Consider the following 16,041-nt stretch of genomic DNA (forward strand, 5'->3'; position numbering starts at 1 on the left):
AGGCTTCCGCCGAAAGCCCTACTTGGTTGCCTTGAGCTGATCCTGCAAACGTGTCAGCTCATCCTGCAGCTGGCTCGGAGTCCATTCCGCCTTGAACAGCAGGTTCCCCTGGTTCAGCTCGGTCACTGCCGCCTCGACCTCCGGTGAGTGGTAGGCGTCGACCAGCTTCTGCCACCTGGGGTCGTCTTTCTTGTCATCTCGAGTCACGAACGCGTTGATGTACGGAGCCAGTTCAGCGCTGTTGAGATCTTCCTTGAAAATGATGAGCTCATCGCCGAGCCCACCCTTCTGGGCCTGCGTGTTGTTCACGATGGCGGCCTGGGCACTCCCGTCTTTCAACGCGGCCACGGTCTGGTTGCTGTCGACCGGCTTCAGCTCGACCTTCGAGGTCTCTATGTCTGCAGGAGTCGACAGTGCGTTGCCTCCGTCTTTCAGCGTGAGCAGCCCCGCGCGCTGCAGGTTGAGCAGGCCGCGGGCGAGGTTCGTCGGGTTGTTCGGGATCGCAATCGTCGAGTGCTCAGGCAGCTCGTCGACGCTCTTGTACTTCTCGCTGTAGAGCGCCAGCGGATAGACCGCTGTTGCGCCGACCGGGACCAGCGTGCCGTTGTTGTTGACGTTGAACTGCGAGAGGAAGATCAGATGCTGAAAGAGGTTGACGTCGAGCTCGCCGTCCTGAACTCCTTGGTTCAGCTGCACGCCGTCGTTCAGCGTGCGAACGTCGAGGTCAATGCCCTCCTCCGAGAGCTTGTTCTTCAGAACCGTCCAGTGCGGCTCATTGCCGTCGTCGGTTCCGATCACGATCTTCTGCGTGCCGTCCGCACTGTCGCCGCTTCCACCCGCCGAGCAGCCCACAAGCGCCAGCGAGCCGATCAGGGTGAACGCGACACCGGTCGCAAAACGGCGGAGAGAGAGTTTTGTGTTTGTCATGTTGATGATTATTCAAACTTCGCCAGCGGGTGCGACCCGTGGCGTCGCACTCGTTCGCATCAGGAAAGATCTCGTCATGTTGTGGCATTTATGCGAACTCTGTGCATATCGGCAGGCCCTGCAGAAGGCCGAGCAGATCAGAGACGAAGACGGGTGCGCAACGACGTTCCGTTCCTCCGTCGTTCCGCACCCATGACATCTCTGACAGATGTCTCACTCGTGCCGTCGCCCTCGTCACACGCTTCGACTCAGTCGAGCAGTGTGTGCGCTCCGAGCCGCTCTCGCAACGTCTGGGCGTGGTACTCGCGCTTGAAGATGCCTTTGCGCTGCAGCAGCGGCACGACCTCGTCGACGAACTTCTCGAGGCCGGCGGGAAAGCGATCGATCATCAGGTTGAAGCCGTCTGCCGCGCCTGCCCGATACCAGTCTTCGATGTCGTCGGCGATCTGCTCCGGGGTGCCGACGATGATGCGTGCGCCGTAGCCGCCGAACTTGCGAAGAACGCCGCGCAGCGAGTCGTTGTTGTCTCGAATCCAGTCGAGGAAGGTCTCTCGGTAGCCAGCCGACGCCACATGCGCGGATTCGTCCACAGGGCGATGGAGGACGTCGTCGGGGATCGGCTCGTCCAATGGCAGACTGCTCACATCGGCTTCGAGAATCGCGTTCAGAGAGCCGATCGTGTAGGAGTCTGGCACAAGGCTCTCGAGCTCGTCGTAGAGCCTCTCGGCCTCGGCCTGTGTGCTGCCGATGACGAGCGAGAGCCCCGGAACGATGTTCACTGAGTCAGGATTGCGCCCGTAGGCCGCAGCCCGATCGCGCACGTAGGCACGGTGATCGATCGCCCCCTGCTTCGTGAGCTCGACCGCGAAGACACCGTCAGCGAAACGTGCCGCGAGATCTCTTCCTTGGGCAGAGCCGCCCGCTTGGAAAAGCACGGGATGCCGCTGAGGGGAATGCGGCAGGTCAAGTCGGCCGACGACGTCGACCAGCTCTCCGTGGAAGTCCACGCTCTGGTCGGTGCCGCTGGTCTTCCAGAGACGGATCACGGCCTCGGTGAACTCCCGCGCCCGACGGTAGCGAGTCTCACGATCCGGGTTCTGAGCGACTCCGAAGTTCGCTGAGACCTTCGGACTGTACGTCGTGACCACGTTCCAACCGATTCTTCCGCCTGCCACGATGTCGGTGCCCAACACCCGTGCGGCCAGCTCCAGCGGGTCGTTGTATGTGGTCGACGCGGTCGCCACGATGCCGAGGTGCTCGGTGCTCGCCGCAATGCTCGCCGCCAGCGCGAAGGGCTCGTTGAGCCCCAACGGCCGCGGGTTGGGGTTCTCGCCGGCTGGGTGATCGGCGAAGAACGCCGCATCCAGACGGCCGCGCTCGGCGACGGCTGCGAGGTGGTTCCAGAATCCCGGTGTGATCTGATCGTCAGGCACCACATCCTGCACTCGCCAGGCGGCAGGGCGCTGTCCGTACCCCTGCAGATTGACATTGAGTATCAGGCTGCGTGCATGGCCGTACTTGTTCGGTACGTCATCTTCGCTGAGCGTGCGCTGGACGTCACTCATTCGTGCACCTTCGTCTTGGTCGTCGAGAGGGGGTCGGTGGAGGTCTGCTCTTCTGAGAACGGGCTGGGACGATCGCTGAGATCTCTCGACCGCGGTGCGAACCCCAAGCGCTCGCGCAGGGTGCGCGCTCCCGTCTGCGGACGTTCCGGAAGCAGTGCGGTCAGCACGCCGGCCGCAGACGTCGCTGCGAGGCCGAGCCTGCTCGTTACTTCGATCGCCACGGCAGCCACGTGCGTCTCGCCAGAGATGGCGTCGAGCAGCGCAGCCCAGCTGTCGAGCACGGAGCGAACGTCGCCTTCGTCGCCTGCGGTGAGAACGGGTATCACCGCCAGCGCCCCCCGTGCGGCTGACGCCCAGTCGTCGAGCGTTCGCACAGGCAGCACCAGAACTTCGGCAGCCGGGAAGTCATCGGCAGGGTCGGCTGCCCACGACGCGAGCACAGGCTCTCCCTGCACGCTGGAGGGAATGCCCAGGGGGCCTGCCACCGAGTACACTCCCGAATGGTCAATGGCTCGGATCTGCTCGCTCCGGCCGAATACTCCACTCTGCCGATCTGCGATGAGCAGGTCACGCGGATAGCTGTTCCAGAGATCACGCAGGACCTCGGTGAAGTCAGCCGTCGTTCTCGGCCCCGTCAGTTCGGAGGTCCAGGCCGCGGGCACCGGCGCCGGTGTCAGGACGTCGTTGTGGGCCACGACCACGCCCAGCGCTCCGCCAGTGAGGTTGTCAGCCGTCAGCAGACGTCGAGCGGCGTTGTACGGATGATCGTGCTCGGGAGTCTGCGCGACGAACACGCCAAGGGCATGATCGCTGGCGAGACTGATCGCCAGACTCGTCGGATCCAGACGTGGGGCCTCCGGCGGCGCTCCTGAGCCGGAGAGCCGCTCCGCTCCGAGCACTGCGAAATCGATACGACGGGCAAGTGCCTGCACCGCCCTGCGCTCGCCCGGTGCGGCTCCGGGGACGAGCGAAAGCGCCGCATCGCCGCTGAAGGCGATGCCGAACGGGGTGGAGGCGAGCAGGCGGCGCAGCGTGTGCTCGCTCTGTTCAGAAGTCATCAGGTGTTCCTCTCTGCGGCACGCGCCGCAGCCAGTGCTGTGTGCAGGGCGGCATCGTCACAGATCGGACGACTGCGCCCAGATGTTGACACCGGCGTCAGCAGCCGTGATCTCATCGATCTCGGCCAGTTCCGCCTCGGTAAAGCCTGTGTTGTGCACAGCCTGGAGGTTCTCTGCGAGCTGCTGCACCGTCGAGGCTCCCAGCAGCACAGACGTCACCCGATCGTTGTGCAGCAGCCAGGCGATCGCCAGTTGAGCGAGTGTCTGCCCACGTCTCGTGGCAACGTCGGCGAGCCTCTGCAGCCGTTCCAGGTTCTCTGCTGTGAGATCGGCGTCCGACAGCGTCGTTCGGCCACCGGAGGCATGCACCTGCCCTTGCTGCAGACAGCGGTTGGTGAGCAGCCCCTGAGCAAGCGGAGTGAAGGCGATGGCTCCGAGCCCGCTGCGACCGAGTACGTCGAGCAGGCCATGCTCCACCCAGCGGTTCAGCAGAGAATAGGCCGGCTGGTGAATCACCAATGGCGTGTGCAGCTCGCGCGCCACCGCGATCGCTCGCTCGGTCCGCTCTGCCGAATAGGAGGAGATGCCGACATAAAGCGCCTTGCCCTGTCGCACAGCGGCGTCGAGAGCGCCGATCGTCTCCTCGATCGGCGTCGAGGAGTCGACGCGATGCGAGTAGAAGACATCGACATAGTCGGTCTGCAGACGCGCCAGAGACTCGTCCAGGCTGGCCCGAAGGTACTTTGCCGACCCGAAGTCGCCATAGGGCCCCGGCCACTGCGGCCACCCGGCCTTCGTCGAGACGATCAGCTCGTTGCGATACGGGCGGAAGTCCGTGCGCAGCACCCGACCGAAGTTCTCTTCGGCCGCACCATGCGGCGGACCGTAGTTGTTGGCCAGGTCGAAGTGGGTGATGCCCTGGTCGAACGCGAACCGCAGCACCTCTCGCTGCAGGTCAAACGGGCGGTTGTCGCCGAAGTTCCACCAGAGCCCCAACGAGATCGGAGGCAGCAGCAGACCGGAATCGCCGACCCGACGATAGCCGAGATGCGTGTAGCGATCCGGAGCTGCGACGTAGGGCTGGTGCACATCGGGCACCGTCTGATCGAAGAAGAGGTCATCAGGCAACTGTGGTCTTCCTTCCAGAGAGACGTCGACGCCGACGTCACGCCGCCGCCGTTCCCCCTATTGATACTGACTCGCTGGCCCGACCGGTGGGCGGATGACGAAACATGTCGGGCCCCTATGACATTTTTCGAGGCGCGCGTCTACGCTCACTCCAGACCCGGCACCGCCGCGGCCTTGTCTGCGAACTCGCCCCGAGCGACGACACCGCAAGCACCCTTCAGATGAAGAACAGGAGAGACTATGCCGCGCATCATCCGTGTCGACCAGGTCAGCAAGACCTTTCGGACGAAGGAGGGCGAGGTGCTCGCGCTGAACGACGTCTCTCTTGACATACCGGAAGGTGCGTTCTTCGGGATCGTGGGAACTTCGGGAGCAGGGAAGAGCACGCTGCTGCGAATGCTGAATCTTCTGGACTCCCCGACCTCGGGCACTATATTGTTTCGCGACAGGCCCCTTCGCGACCTCGATTCTGGAGCGCTTCGCGACTACTCGCTCAAAGTCTCGACGGTCTTTCAGAGCTTCAATCTCTTTCACGGACGCACAGTGCTCGAGAACATCGCATTTCCGCTCACCGTGCGCAAAGTGCCTCGAACCGAGCGGCTTCGTCGGGCGAGAGAGCTCATCGAGCTCGTCGGCCTCGACGGCAAAGAGAAGGCCTATCCGTCTCAGCTCTCCGGCGGCCAGAAACAGCGAGTCGGCATCGCCCGCGCGCTGATCAGCGACCCCGAAGTACTGCTCTGCGATGAGGCCACGAGCGCTCTCGACTCTGCGACGACGGCGGTGATCCTCGACCTGCTGCAGGATCTGAAGCGCAGACTCGGATTCACCGTGGTGCTCATCACACATTCCTGGGATGTCGTGCGCTACGCCTGTGACTCCGTTGCCCTGATGCAGCACGGACGTCTGATCGAGGCAGGGCGCGTTCGAGACCTGCTGGAAGACCCCGCGTCACAGCTCGGCCCGATGCTGCTGCCTGCCGACGGGGAGGAGACCGCGAACGGCGGCGCAGATGACACGAGTGACGCCGACCTCGATCTCGTGTTCGCATCCGGCTCGCAGCAGAGCCGAGTGCTCTCTCGACTGGCACGGGAGTTTCTGGTCGACGTCGAGCTGCGATCAGGTCGCATCGAGCACATCGGGGGCGCAACCTACTCGCGTTTTCTGGTTCGGTTCACGTCGCAGGACGACAGCCGCGTGCCGTTGGAGAGCATTCGACAGACGCTGACCGAAGCCGGCGTCGAGATCAGAGAGAACGCACATGTTCGTTGACTGGAGCACCTACCTGCCAGAGTACTGGGCTGCGATCGGCGAGACCTTGTTCATGGTCGCCATCGCGGGCGGCCTCACTCTCGTGCTCGGACTCTCAATCGGCACCCTGTTGCACATCAGCGCACCAGGGTCGCTCACGCCTCATCCGGTGCTCTACCACGCGCTGTCGACGATCGTGAACCTCGGGAGATCCATCCCGTTTCTGATCCTGATCGTTCTGCTGATCCCGCTGACTCGCATTCTGGTCGGCACCTCGGTGGGTGTCTTCGCAGCCATCGTCCCGCTCACCATCGGGTTCACCCCGTTCTTCTCGCGTCTCGTGGAGTCTGCCCTGCGCGAAGTCGATGAGGGGCGCATCGAAGCCGCCAAGACGATCGGCCTGACGAAGTGGCAGATCATCACTCGCGTGCTGTTGCCCGAGTCGTTCTCAGGGTTGCTCTCGGCGGCGACCATCGTTCTCGTCGGCACGGTCGACGGCACCGCAGTCGCTGGTGCCGTCGGCGCCGGAGGCATCGGAGACTTCGCACTGCTCTATGGGTATCAGAGGTTCTATCCGGAGCTGATGCTGCTCGCCGTGCTGGCCATGGTGATCATGGTGCAGGCCATACAGCTCACCGGAGACATCTGGATCCGACTGCGTCGGCACAAGCGCTGAGCACACGCTCGCCCTGACCCACCAGACCGGCCTTCAATCGATACCCGCCCTCAATCAGAAAAGGAACCCCATGTCAGTTCATCCCATCCGCAGAGTTCTGAGCACCGTGACGATCGCCGCAGTGGCCGCCCTGGCCCTGAGCGGCTGCGCAGGCAGCTCCTCAACGCCCGCAGACGGGTCGAAAGTCGACAGTTCGCCGCTGAAGATCTACGCCACAGCCGTTCCCCAGGGTGACGTCCTGAAGCAGGTGCAGAAGCTTGCTGACGAAGACGGCAGTGGGCTGAAACTCGAGGTCACGACCAGCGCCACAGAGTCGGTCGATCCGAACGCTCAGCTTGTCGGCGGCGACTTCGACGCGAACTTCTACCAGCATCAGCCGTATTTCAACTCATGGGTCGCTAAGCATCCGGACACCGACCTCGTCAACAAGGCGACGGTCTTGGTCAACGTCTTCGGGTTGTATTCCGAGAAGCACTCCGACGCCTCAGACCTGCCTGATGGGGCCACCGTTCTCGTACCCAACGAACAGACCAACCTGCCGCGAGCGCTCTTCCTGCTGCAGGATCTCGGGCTGCTGAAGCTCAACGTCGCGAGCGCAGACGGCTCAGCCGCTGCTCTGGGCGTGAGCGAGCAGTCAATCGTCGACAACCCGAAGCACCTGAATCTCGTGGCCACCGCTTCAGTGCAGCGAGCGAAGTCACTCCCCGATGTCGACGCCTCATTCGTGAACGGTGACATCGCGCTCAGCAACGGCATCAACCCCAATGACGCGCTCAAGCTGGAGTCGGCAGACGACAACCCCTATGCGAACGTCTTGACGACCACGGCCGGCAAGGCTGACGACCCTCGGATCAAGCTGCTCACCGAGTACCTCACCGGTGATGAGATTGCCACCTTCATCAAAGACACCTACCAGGGCTTCGTACAGCCGTCACAGAAGGTGCTCGGCAACTGACCAGCTCATTCGGCGGCAACGGCAACGGCAACGGCAGAAAGGCGCAGGTCATGTCAGCTCAACGTGACGGTCATGTGATTCTGAATGTGAACGTGCTCGGGGTCGGCCAGCAGCCTGCGGCCTGGCAGTTCGACGATCACGGACCGACAGGACTCTTCGAGGCACCGTACTGGGTGGAGATCGCCCAGCTTGCAGAACGCGGCCGGCTCGACGCGCTGTTTCTCGCCGATGCTCCACGGCTCGAAGACGACCCCGCACTGCGCCCGGCAGGCAATCTTGATCCCACTGTCATCGAAGCGGTCGTCAGTCAGCACACCGAGGCGCTGGGCCTCATCGCGACGGCCACGACGACGTACAACGATCCGGTCGAATGGGCGCGTCGCACTCTGAGTCTCGACACCGTCTCCAACGGCCGTTTCGCCTGGAACGTCGTCACCACCATCGGTGACGCGGCCGGCGCGAACTTCGGAACGGGCCCGCTTCCGGATCGTCATGAGCGATACGCACGTGCTTCCGAGTTCGTCGGTCTGGTCAAGGCGCTCTGGCGCAGCGCGTCCGGTGGCCCACGTGTCACGCACCACGGCGCTCACTTCGACTACGAAGGCAGTCTGGACGCGCCGCCGTCGCCTCAGCGACAGCCACTCATCGTCCAGGCCGGCGGCTCTCCTGACGGCCGACGACTCGCAGCCGGTGTGGCCGACTTCGTCTTCTCGGCAGAGATGGACCATGAGGCCGGCAGACAGCATTACCAGCAGGTCAAGGATCTCGCGCAGGACGCAGGCCGGGAGCGCGATGCGATTCGCATCCTTCCCGGTCTGTCTCTCATACTCGGTTCGACCGAGCATGAGGCGATCGAACTCTATGACGATCTCGAGCGACGCGGTCCGCACGGCTACGGGCTGCGCAGAATCTCCGGATTCCTCGGGCCAGAGGTCTTCGACCTGCCGCTCGATCGTCCGATCCCCGCCAGCCTGCTCGACGCCGCTCCACCGGCCGACTTTCGGGCGTCGCTGGGCTTCCGCGAGTCCTTCATCCGCTTCGCCCGAGAGAGCGGCGGCACGCTGCGCGACGTTCTGCGAGGCTCCGGCGGCTACGGCCATCGGATTCTGATCGGCACCCCGGAGCAGGCAGCCGACACGATCGAGCACTGGTACTCGACCTCGGCGGCCGACGGCTTCAACCTGATGCCAGGCGTTTTCCCCCGCGACCTGCAGATCATCGTCGACGAGGTCGTGCCGTTGCTTCGACGTCGGGGTCTGTTCCGAACCGAGTACGAAGACTCGACTCTGCGCGGGCGCGTCTTCGGCCGACCGTTCGTCGAACCTCGCCCTCTGACAGGAGACTGATGACCACACCGAACAATCGTCTTGCACTTGCGCTCCCGGTGGTCTGGAACAGCCCCTCGGCTGCCGAAGCGCTCTGGTCCTCGATCGAAGACGCCCCCGTCGACTTCGTCGTGCTCGGGCTTCCGGGCACACGGCCGGTGCGCCGTGTTCTCGATCCGAGCATCGCCGCTGCTGCTCTGCAGAGCCGCCACCCGCGTCTGCGTCTGCTCGTCGCCCTGTCAGCGGAACGCGAGCACCCGTACAACATCGCTCGACGCATCGGCTCGCTCGACTCGGTCTCGAACGGTCGCATCGGCTGGCTGGCGATTGATCGAGATGCAGAGAGAACCGCCGGCGGCAGCGTCTGGGCCCATGCCGAGCCGGGCTCAGAGCTGACCGCCGACGCCGTCGCCGCTGCCATCGCCCTGTGGCACACCTGGCCCCGCGCCGCCATCGTGGCAGATCGTACACGTGGAGTCTTCATCGAATCGGAGCAGATCCGCTTCGCCGACCACGACGGACTCTTTCGCTCACGAGGCCCGCTGAACGTCCCGTCTTCGACACAGGGGCATCCGGTCGTCGCAACAGTCGACCATGCCGCCCCGGGAACCGACCTCGTCATCCGGCTCCCCAACACGAACGATGCGCCACGACCGGCCGGAATCGCCGCGGGTGCAGCTCCGCAGGTGTGGCAGACGGTCGAGGTGCCGCATCCGGCCGACGATCAGCAGCTGTTCGCCCGCCGGCTGGACAACGCCCGCGACGTGCAGGCCGGCGGGGCGTCTGTCCTGGTCTCGCTGCCTGCCGAGACAGATCTCGCGGTTGTGACCGCCGTGATCAGTGCGCTCGCAGGTGCGCAGCCGAGTCGAGAGCGGGGGCCAGAGCCGGAGTCGCTGAGAGAACGACTCGGGCTTGCCGTCGGAGGCGCCCTCACCGACCTCGGGAAGAGCGCCTACGCGCCAGCCGGGCTGTCTTCACACACCGAGAAGAACGGGCCCGAGCAGCGCAGCCACATCTTCTGAACCGTGGCAGAGGGCGCAGAACCATCAGCGGGAATATGCAGCGCCCTCGATGCGGTGGCTACTGTTCGCGACGCCGGTCTTCGGCACGAGCCCCGAAGTCGACGCCGAATGCCAGGCGGTCACCGACCATGCGCTGTTTGAACGCCACAGGATTGTGCGACGATATCGTGCGCGCGTTGCGCCAGAGCTGGTCGATGCGGGCCCAGTGACGAGTCTCTCGCACGCCAGGGACGACGCCGATCAGGCTGTTCAGAGCCGACAGCGTAGCCGGGACGATGTTGAGCTGCGCACGGAAGGTCTGCAGCTCTGCCTCGCCCAGCAGCGATGCGACACTCTCGCGGCCGCCTTCCTCTGCGGCCGCGGCGATCAGTGCGTCGTCACCGCGCTGCAGAATCTCACCGGCCGCGCGAAGCGCGGTCTCTGCCCGCAGCACCTCTGCCGAGATGCTGCCGAGCGCCGCAGTGTCGACCTCTTCGACGTCGCCGACCGCGGCCGCACGTTCTCGCACGAGCGTGACGGCCAGGTGCTCAGCGGCACGAGCGATGCCGGTCAGGATGGCGAGCAGCACCACCTGCTGCCAGCCCCGTGAGCCCTCATGGTTGTCTGAGAAGCCGGCGACGTCGGCCGGCGCGACCTCGACGTCGGTGAAGATCGTCGTTCCGCTGCTGGTCAGCTGCTGGCCGAAGCCGTCCCAGTCGTCGAGCAGCTCCACGCCGGCGCGGCGCGCCGGGATCGAGGCGATCACGAACTCGCCGTCGGCATCGACTGCCCCGACCTCGAGCCAGTCGGCGAGCAGAGACCCGGTGCTGTAGAACTTGCGCCCGTTGAGCCGCAGCACGCCCTCGGCGTCTGGGGCGATCGTCGTCGTGAACACGCCGATGGTCACATCCGCAGACTCCGTCCAGGCCCCACCGATGACGTCTCCCTGTGCGATGCGCCGCAGCCATTCGTCTCGGTGAGCCGACTGGGGCGCCGTGCGAAAGCGCTCGACGGCCAGAATGTGCGTGCGCCAAGACTGGGCGATGTTGGAATCGGCCTGGGCGACGGCCGCGATCAGCTCGAGCAGCTGCGGCACGGTGATGTCGTCTCCGCCGTCGTCTCGACCGAGACGCACCTTGCCGAAGCCCTCGGCTTTGAGTGCACGATACGCGGAGTACGGCAGCTCATGATCCTGCTCACGCTGAAGTGCGCTGCTCTCCAGAGCCTGCAGTGTCGGGCGGAATCGGGCTACGAGGTCTGCTGTCGACACAGTCGTGGTGTCGTTCTGCGCGGGTCTGGAAGTCATGATGTCTTTATTCTCGCCAATATCTCAGCGACGCTCCCACCGGCGGCGGAACATTCCGCAACAATCACCTGTCGACCCAGTCAGTCTCGTATCTTCGGCTCTGAGCCATTCAAGGAGGATCCATGACTGTGACCACGTCACCACTCCGGTCGCTGACGGCGATCGCCAGACGAAAGCCCGAGGTCGACGCCGTTCGTGACGCCGCTGCAGCCGTCGTTCCGGCACAGCCGCACAGCGTCGACGATCACGCAGACGACCCGGTTCACCTGCTCACCGACGCCGTGGCGCTTCTCGGCATCGCCTCTGCCGCACACATCGAAGCGATCGATCAGGTGATCGCACGTCGTCGCAGCTATTGGCAGGGCAACGCCGAAGTCACCGCCGACGACCCCCAGATCCAGGCAATCATCGGCGAGCTCGACACGGTGGTCGCCGAGACTCGGTCGTTGGTCGGCGCCGCCCTCGACTCGCAGAACGACCTCGACATTCGCCGAGCCTGGCTGAGCGCAGCTGAGACCGCCACGTTCGTGAGCACCCGATTCTTCGACGAGCTCGGAGCGTCGGCGACGCAACGCGGCAAGAACCTCGAGTGGTACTGGCAGGCTGCGCAGGAGCTCGGCTCGGCATCCACCCTGTCACGAGTACGCACCGATCTCGGTCGGCTGCTCGTCCAAGAGAGCCGTGCGAGAGCATGAGCACCACAGCTGCACTCGATCCGACCACGCTCCGTACGCTCTTCGGGGCCTTCCCCAGCGGTATCGTGCTGCTCGGCGTCGACCGAGGCGACGAACGGCACGGTCTGGTGGCCTCGTCGTTCACCGTCGGGGTCTCTCTCAAGCCACCGCTCGTCTCGGTCGCCGTGCAGGCAGACTCGCAGACATGGCCGTACCTCCGCGCCGCTCATCACATCGGCATCTCATACCTCGGCGAGCAGCACAGCGAACGTCTGCGTCAGCTGGCCGGATCAGATCGAGCCCATCGATTCGACGGCATCGCGACCACCTCGACCGAGGCTGGGGCGCTGCTGCTCACCGATGCTCCGGTCGCGCTCGAATGCTCGCTGCACAGCGAGGTCGAGGCAGGCGATCACAATGTCGCCTTCCTCGAGGTGCTCTCGGCCTGGCAGACGCCCGAGCACACGCCGCTTCTGTGGCACCGGTCTCAGTCGCGCTCTCTGCTCTGAGCTGCTGCCCGTATCCTCAGCGACAGGCTCTGCACGGCGCCGCTCACGCCTCTCGGGTGATGTGCACTGAGACGAACAGGTGCGATGCGCCCTCGCCCGAGTAGACGCCGCGCAGCGGAGGCACGTCGCCGTAATCGCGTCCGCGCCCCACCTGCACATGCCGGTCGGTGATCTCGGTGTGGTTGGTCGGGTCGTAGCCGTGCCAGTCGCCGTCCCACCACTCCAGCCACGCGTGCGACTCGCCGGCGACCTCGTCGCCGATGGCGGCATCCGGTCGCGGATGCAGATAACCGGAGACATACCGAGCCGGGATGCCCACAGCGCGCAGTGCGCCCAACGCGATGTGCGCGATGTCCTGGCAGACTCCCTTGCGTTTGTCCCAAGCCTGAGCCGCGCTCGTGGTCACGGCCGTCACACCCTGCACATACTCGATCGAGTCGCCGACCGCGCTGAGGATGCTGGCTGCGGCCTCAGCGGGAGTCTTGGTCTGCTCGACGGCTCCCCTGGCCAGCCGGGTCACCTCTGCCGGCGGTCGGGTGCGACCGGTCTGCTGCAGCTGCTCGCTGAGCGCGATCGTGTCGTTGCGGTGATCGGCAAGCTGCTCCCAAGTGGCCCCACCCGGCCCGTCGGAGTGCGGTCTCACCTCGACCAGACTGGTTGCGACCAGGGTCAGCTCGTCGTGGGGGCCCAGCACGTCGAAGCTCGACACCTTGGTGCCGAAATAGTCGACGTAGCCGAACTGCGACGTGGCCTGCGAGACGGTCAGGTCGGAGCTGATCACCAGCTGCGACCTGCCGCTCGCCGGCAGCATGCGGGCCTCGTTGTACGAGGCGACGGCCGGGCCGTCATAGGTGTAGCCGGTGCGATGTTCGATGCGCAGACGCTTCATACGTTCTCTCCGATCCAGGTCGGATCCGGGTTGACTGGGAAGAACCGGTCGCGAATGCCCTCGGCCGCCTCTTGCACAGCAGCCTGCACCGTGGCCATGTACCGCGGCAGATCCTCCTGCAGGGCCTCTACGGGCGCGTACTCCAGCTGACTGCGCACTCGCCCAAGCACGCGCAGGGAGTCGACGCCGACCGAGACTCGGGACTGCATCGGGTCGAGCCCGCGCAGGCAGTCGACCGCGCGGTTGAGCGAGTACGTCATCGACCGGGGAAACAGCAGATCGAGCAGCAGGAACTCGATCGCGTGACGACTGCTGGCCCGCCCGCGATAGGTGTGCTGGAACGCCTCGAACCCGCCACACGAGCGCAGGATGGTCGACCAAGACGGCCCGCTGGCCTCCGTCAGCGAGCGGGTCGCGAGCAGGCGCGCCGTCATATCGACGTGTTCGAGGCAGCGTCCCAGCGTGATCAGTCGCCAGGCGTCATCACGGCTGATGTTCGAGTCGATGATGCCGAAGACCAGCGCCGCACGTTCGCGCACCAGTCTGAAGTACTCGTGCGACCGCTCCTGCTGCACCTGCCGGGGCAGGCGTTTGACCGTCATGTTCAGCGCTTCCCAGAGCTCGCTCGGCAGCACGTCACGTGCACCACGGGCGTTCTCTCGCGCCGCCCACAGCGACGTCGCGATCGACGAGGGCTGCGTACGATCCGTGCCGAGCAGCCGCAGCACGTCGGCGCGGCAGAGGCGACTGAACGTCTTGGGGGCGCTGCCCATCACTCCGAGCAGCGCCTCGCACGCGTTCGACTCCTCGACCCAGGGGTCTTCGAGCAGCAGCTGCAGGTGCACGTCGAGCAGACGTGCGGTGCCGTCGGACCGTTCGACGTACCGGCCGATCCAGAACAGGCTCTCAGCGATTCGCGACAGCATGACGCACCTCCCCGTGTTTGCGCGCATCCCGGCTCTGCTGCTGCTCCTGCTCCTGCTGGCGGCGCAGATCCGGCGCGTTGCGCGGGCCCTGGTCGGGCCCGATCAGGCTGCCGGTGCCGCCGGATGCGACCGCACCGCCGAGCTTCAGCAGATCGTTGGCCGGGGCGTCGATCTGGTCGTCGTGCACGAGTTCGTCGGCGAGCGACGATCGGGCGGGTGCTCCGAGCACCCAGGTGTCTTTCGACCCGCCGCCCTGAGACGAGTTCACCACGAGCTGTCCCTCAGGCAGCGCGACGCGAGTCAGCCCGCCGGGCAGCACCCAGACGTCCTCGCCGTCGTTGACGGCGAACGGGCGCAGGTCGACGTGCCGAGGGCGGATGCCGTCTTCGACCACGCTGGGAATCGTCGACAGCATCACCACCGGCTGCGCGATCCACCCGCGAGGATCTTTCTTCAGGCGCCGGCGCAGCTGATCGAGCTCGTCACGGCTCGCCTGGGGGCCGAGCACAATGCCTTTGCCGCCCGACCCGTCGACCGGCTTCACGACGAGTTCGTCCAGCCGATCGAGCACCTCTTCGAGCTGCACCGGGTCTTCGAGACGCCACGTCGGCACGTTGGGGATGATCGGCTCTTCGTGCAGGTAGTAGCGAATGAGATCGGGGACGTAGGTGTACATCAGTTTGTCGTCGGCCACGCCGTTGCCGACGGCGTTGGCGATCGTGACGTGCCCCAAGCGAGCCGCCAGCATGATCCCCGGCGAGCCGAGCAGCGAGTCGGCCCGAAAGTTCAGCGGGTCGATGAACTCGTCGTCCGTGCGCCGATAGATCACGTCGACGCGCTCCGGGCCGCCGGTGGTGCGCATGTACACGCGACCGCCGGTGCAGAACAGGTCACGACCCTCGACCAGCTCGACGCCCATGCGTCGCGCCAGCAGGGTGTGCTCGTAATATGCCGAGTTGTGCATGCCCGGGGTCAGCACGACCACAGTGGGATCCTCCACGTCAGCGGGTGCCGCAGCGCGAAGGGCCGCGAGCAGGCGAGAGGGATACTCCGTGACGGGCCGCACCGTCTGGGTTCCGAAGAGCTCGGGCAGCGACTGTGCCATCACGCTGCGGTTCGACATCACGTAGCTGACCCCGCTGGGCACACGCACATTGTCTTCGAGCACGCGCAGCGTGCCTGCGGCATCACGGATCAGGTCGATGCCGGCGACCTGGATGCGCACCCCGTTGGCCGGCCGGATGCCAGCCGCCTGCCGATGAAAGTGTTTCGACGATGCCACGATGTGCGAGGGGATGACCTGATCCCGAATGGCGTTCTGCGGCCCGTAGACGTCGTCGAGCAGCGCCTCGAGTGCACGCACGCGCTGAGCGATGCCGGCCTCGACATGCCGCCACTCGGCGTCTTCGATGATGCGCGGAATCGGGTCGATCGGAAAAGGACGCTCCTCACCGGCGAAGTCGAAAGTGACGCCTTGAGTGAGGTACGAGTTCGCGAGCGCATCGATGCGTGCGCTCAGCTCTCGACGCGGCATGCCTTCGAGCACGCTGAGCACTCGATCGTACCCGTCACGCACCTGCACGCTGGTTCCCGGCGTGCCCGGCAGCACCGAGAACATCTCGTCCCAAGCGTCAGATCCGAACGGATGCCGTGCCGCAGCTGTGTGATACCCGGCGAACAGATCGCTCATCTGTCTCCCCTCCTGCAGAGCCGAACGGCTGAGACGAGGGGATCGGATGTCGTCGGTTCTGCGAACACTGAGCAGTCTCTCAGTCTCAGGTGTCGGGAATGTTACACGCGCAGTGCCTTCGCTGGGTCTGTCGCAGAGAGAGACTGGCGGGCCACGGTCGCAGA

General features: G+C 65.2%; 15 protein-coding genes. 7 read left to right on the plus strand and 8 right to left on the minus strand.

Going from position 1 to position 16,041, the window contains the following annotated elements; translation table 11 throughout:
- Positions 1-18 precede the first annotated feature (18 nt).
- From F8O06_RS10645 to F8O06_RS10660, 4 genes are all read right to left on the minus strand, one after another.
- Positions 19-927, minus strand: a complete 909-nt coding sequence (locus F8O06_RS10645; protein ID WP_158038541.1) for a MetQ/NlpA family ABC transporter substrate-binding protein — start codon at positions 925-927, stop codon at positions 19-21.
- A 248-nt stretch (positions 928-1,175) separates the two neighbouring features.
- Positions 1,176-2,492, minus strand: a complete 1,317-nt coding sequence (locus tag F8O06_RS10650; RefSeq protein ID WP_158038542.1) for an NtaA/DmoA family FMN-dependent monooxygenase — start codon at positions 2,490-2,492, stop codon at positions 1,176-1,178.
- Positions 2,489-3,550, minus strand: coding sequence for a hypothetical protein (locus F8O06_RS10655; protein WP_158038543.1), 1,062 nt, complete (start codon positions 3,548-3,550; stop codon positions 2,489-2,491). Before F8O06_RS10655 ends, F8O06_RS10650 begins: the two co-directional genes overlap by 4 nt.
- A 57-nt stretch (positions 3,551-3,607) precedes the next feature.
- Positions 3,608-4,678, minus strand: coding sequence for an aldo/keto reductase (locus F8O06_RS10660; RefSeq protein ID WP_158038544.1), 1,071 nt, complete (start codon positions 4,676-4,678; stop codon positions 3,608-3,610).
- Between the two features lie 240 nt (positions 4,679-4,918).
- Between F8O06_RS10660 and F8O06_RS10665 the strand changes: the two genes are divergently transcribed.
- The 5 genes from F8O06_RS10665 to F8O06_RS10685 all read left to right on the plus strand — a co-directional run bounded on the left by F8O06_RS10665 (position 4,919) and on the right by F8O06_RS10685 (position 9,904).
- A complete protein-coding gene (locus F8O06_RS10665; protein ID WP_158038545.1) occupies positions 4,919-5,947 on the plus strand; it encodes a methionine ABC transporter ATP-binding protein in 1,029 nt (342 codons plus the stop codon).
- Entirely contained in the window at positions 5,937-6,602 is a 666-nt protein-coding gene (locus tag F8O06_RS10670; protein WP_158038546.1) for a methionine ABC transporter permease, read from the plus strand. Before F8O06_RS10665 ends, F8O06_RS10670 begins: the two co-directional genes overlap by 11 nt.
- A gap of 70 nt (positions 6,603-6,672) precedes the next feature.
- Positions 6,673-7,557 (plus strand): MetQ/NlpA family ABC transporter substrate-binding protein, encoded by an 885-nt coding sequence (locus tag F8O06_RS10675; protein WP_158038547.1) that lies wholly within the window; start codon positions 6,673-6,675, stop codon positions 7,555-7,557.
- Positions 7,558-7,607: 50 nt separating this feature from the next.
- Positions 7,608-8,903, plus strand: a complete 1,296-nt coding sequence (locus tag F8O06_RS10680; RefSeq protein ID WP_158038548.1) for an LLM class flavin-dependent oxidoreductase — start codon at positions 7,608-7,610, stop codon at positions 8,901-8,903.
- A complete protein-coding gene (locus F8O06_RS10685) occupies positions 8,903-9,904 on the plus strand; it encodes an LLM class flavin-dependent oxidoreductase (protein WP_158038549.1) in 1,002 nt (333 codons plus the stop codon). The genes F8O06_RS10680 and F8O06_RS10685 overlap by 1 nt, the downstream gene beginning before the upstream one ends.
- A 58-nt stretch (positions 9,905-9,962) precedes the next feature.
- On the opposite strand, the gene F8O06_RS10690 is transcribed toward F8O06_RS10685, so the two are convergent.
- Positions 9,963-11,189, minus strand: a complete 1,227-nt coding sequence (locus F8O06_RS10690; RefSeq protein ID WP_158038550.1) for a monooxygenase — start codon at positions 11,187-11,189, stop codon at positions 9,963-9,965.
- A gap of 122 nt (positions 11,190-11,311) precedes the next feature.
- On the opposite strand from F8O06_RS10690, the gene F8O06_RS10695 reads away from it, so the two are divergent.
- Positions 11,312-11,884 (plus strand): hypothetical protein, encoded by a 573-nt coding sequence (locus F8O06_RS10695; protein ID WP_158038551.1) that lies wholly within the window; start codon positions 11,312-11,314, stop codon positions 11,882-11,884.
- Positions 11,881-12,372, plus strand: a complete 492-nt coding sequence (locus F8O06_RS10700; protein ID WP_158038552.1) for a flavin reductase family protein — start codon at positions 11,881-11,883, stop codon at positions 12,370-12,372. Before F8O06_RS10695 ends, F8O06_RS10700 begins: the two co-directional genes overlap by 4 nt.
- Before the next feature lie 43 nt (positions 12,373-12,415).
- On the opposite strand, the gene F8O06_RS10705 is transcribed toward F8O06_RS10700, so the two are convergent.
- From F8O06_RS10705 to F8O06_RS10715, 3 genes are read right to left on the minus strand one after another with little or no spacing between them, the layout of a single operon-like run.
- Positions 12,416-13,261 carry a transglutaminase family protein gene (locus F8O06_RS10705; RefSeq protein ID WP_158038553.1) on the minus strand — a complete coding sequence of 282 codons (846 nt, stop codon included), beginning with the start codon at positions 13,259-13,261 and terminating at the stop codon, positions 12,416-12,418.
- A complete protein-coding gene (locus tag F8O06_RS10710) occupies positions 13,258-14,187 on the minus strand; it encodes an alpha-E domain-containing protein (protein WP_158038554.1) in 930 nt (309 codons plus the stop codon). The genes F8O06_RS10705 and F8O06_RS10710 overlap by 4 nt, the downstream gene beginning before the upstream one ends.
- Positions 14,168-15,877: a circularly permuted type 2 ATP-grasp protein gene (locus F8O06_RS10715; protein WP_158038555.1), complete on the minus strand. Its 1,710-nt coding sequence runs from the start codon at positions 15,875-15,877 to the stop codon at positions 14,168-14,170. Before F8O06_RS10715 ends, F8O06_RS10710 begins: the two co-directional genes overlap by 20 nt.
- Between the last annotated feature and the right edge of the window lie 164 nt (positions 15,878-16,041).

Source organism: Pseudoclavibacter sp. CFCC 14310 (assembly GCF_008831165.1).
Lineage (GTDB): Bacteria > Actinomycetota > Actinomycetes > Actinomycetales > Microbacteriaceae > Pseudoclavibacter_A.

What these genes read in the sequence shown, in the direction of transcription:
- F8O06_RS10645 (WP_158038541.1), bottom strand. Translation starts at nt 927, where the DNA reads ATGACAAACACAAAACTCTCTCTCCGCCGTTTTGCGACCGGTGTCGCG.
- F8O06_RS10650 (WP_158038542.1), bottom strand. Translation starts at nt 2,492, where the DNA reads ATGAGTGACGTCCAGCGCACGCTCAGCGAAGATGACGTACCGAACAAG.
- F8O06_RS10655 (WP_158038543.1), bottom strand. Translation starts at nt 3,550, where the DNA reads ATGACTTCTGAACAGAGCGAGCACACGCTGCGCCGCCTGCTCGCCTCC.
- F8O06_RS10665 (WP_158038545.1), top strand. Translation starts at nt 4,919, where the DNA reads ATGCCGCGCATCATCCGTGTCGACCAGGTCAGCAAGACCTTTCGGACG.
- F8O06_RS10670 (WP_158038546.1), top strand. Translation starts at nt 5,937, where the DNA reads ATGTTCGTTGACTGGAGCACCTACCTGCCAGAGTACTGGGCTGCGATC.
- F8O06_RS10675 (WP_158038547.1), top strand. Translation starts at nt 6,673, where the DNA reads ATGTCAGTTCATCCCATCCGCAGAGTTCTGAGCACCGTGACGATCGCC.
- F8O06_RS10680 (WP_158038548.1), top strand. Translation starts at nt 7,608, where the DNA reads ATGTCAGCTCAACGTGACGGTCATGTGATTCTGAATGTGAACGTGCTC.
- F8O06_RS10685 (WP_158038549.1), top strand. Translation starts at nt 8,903, where the DNA reads ATGACCACACCGAACAATCGTCTTGCACTTGCGCTCCCGGTGGTCTGG.
- F8O06_RS10690 (WP_158038550.1), bottom strand. Translation starts at nt 11,189, where the DNA reads ATGACTTCCAGACCCGCGCAGAACGACACCACGACTGTGTCGACAGCA.
- F8O06_RS10695 (WP_158038551.1), top strand. Translation starts at nt 11,312, where the DNA reads ATGACTGTGACCACGTCACCACTCCGGTCGCTGACGGCGATCGCCAGA.
- F8O06_RS10700 (WP_158038552.1), top strand. Translation starts at nt 11,881, where the DNA reads ATGAGCACCACAGCTGCACTCGATCCGACCACGCTCCGTACGCTCTTC.
- F8O06_RS10705 (WP_158038553.1), bottom strand. Translation starts at nt 13,261, where the DNA reads ATGAAGCGTCTGCGCATCGAACATCGCACCGGCTACACCTATGACGGC.
- F8O06_RS10710 (WP_158038554.1), bottom strand. Translation starts at nt 14,187, where the DNA reads ATGCTGTCGCGAATCGCTGAGAGCCTGTTCTGGATCGGCCGGTACGTC.
- F8O06_RS10715 (WP_158038555.1), bottom strand. Translation starts at nt 15,877, where the DNA reads ATGAGCGATCTGTTCGCCGGGTATCACACAGCTGCGGCACGGCATCCG.